This is a genomic window from Candidatus Magnetobacterium casense, from assembly GCF_019173545.1.
Taxonomy (GTDB): Bacteria; Nitrospirota; Thermodesulfovibrionia; order Thermodesulfovibrionales; family Magnetobacteriaceae; genus Magnetobacterium; species Magnetobacterium cryptolimnobacter.
The window spans coordinates 1-1,160 of sequence record NZ_JABXWD010000745.1; the positions used below are offsets into that span (position 1 = coordinate 1).

At 53.4% G+C, this 1,160-nt stretch carries 1 protein-coding gene; it reads left to right on the forward strand.

What is annotated here, in order from left to right; genetic code table 11:
• Nucleotides 1-1,160 (forward strand): hypothetical protein (locus tag HWQ67_RS19225; RefSeq protein WP_218254307.1); only part of this gene is annotated, 1,160 nt, incomplete at both ends.

A 1,160-nucleotide genomic window follows, 5' to 3' on the forward strand; every position in this document is an offset into this window, starting at 1 on the left:
GGTGAAGGTTCCAACCGGTGAGGGAACTGAGGTCACTGTCTGGCGAGGGGTACAAGTCAATGGCAAGCCAATGATAGGTATATCCGAAGGGAAGGTTGCAGTTGGAGAACTGGGTATAAAACGGCCTACCATGGCACAGATAGAGGCAGGTTGGCACCCCGTCACCAAGATAGAGACTACCCTACTGGGGACCGAGAACTCATTGCGGAAGATGGGTGTTGTCGAAGCAGATATAGCCAAGGTAAAAGCGGTGTGGAATCAAGCGGTACCGGGCTTTGCCCGAAAACCCACCCCGACAAAAATACAGCCGACGGAGATTCTGGCAGGTAGCCAACGGCTCACACCCGAGGAAACCGCAGCCATTTTGAAGGTTTCCATCAAGAACCCCAAGGTTAAAATGGTATACGGCAGCTCCACCATGCGCCCTCAACTAAAGGAGGCACTGCGGGATTGGCGCCAGTGGCATGACATAGATATTCAAACCAGCATGACAGCCACCGAACTTGATACGTATGTGGCCAACATTATGAAGGAGCTCCGCAAGGTCGGCACCAAGGTGCGAGTGAACCCCGAGCAGCCTGGTACAATAGAGAAGTTTGCTGGTGGTAAGTGGGAGAAGATCACCGACATCCACACCTTTGAGGAATCGGTTAGTAGCCTGGAAGCGGCGGAGGGTGCCTATGGGTATCTGTATGCGGAGAAGCCCATTACCATAAAGTTACCGGGCGTCGGTAGATTGAAGATTATGACATTGAGCGAGACCGGGTTACGCAAGGGCGGCTCAATCACCAGTTTCCAAGTATCAAACATCGCACCGGCAGCACATCGTATCAACGACATAGCAGACTTCTACACTATCCTACTTAACTACAAGGGGACAAAGGTGGCCAGCAAATGGGCCAAGGCTTTCGGTTATACGGAGCGAGAGTTAGCGGAGGTTGCCGCTAAGAATCCCGCCAGGTGGAGTACCTGGTCGGTATCCCCCTCTGCGGCGGGCAAGGGGGTGCCATCGGTATCGGTAGCCATCCCTACTTCGTTGGCTGGCAAGGTATCGCCATCCTTGAGAGCCGACATAGAAGGATACTCGCCTGTTGTAAAAGCATCAAGCTACTCGGTGAGCGTAAGCCCGACATCCAAGCCAGTATCACCAAGTCAGAAGG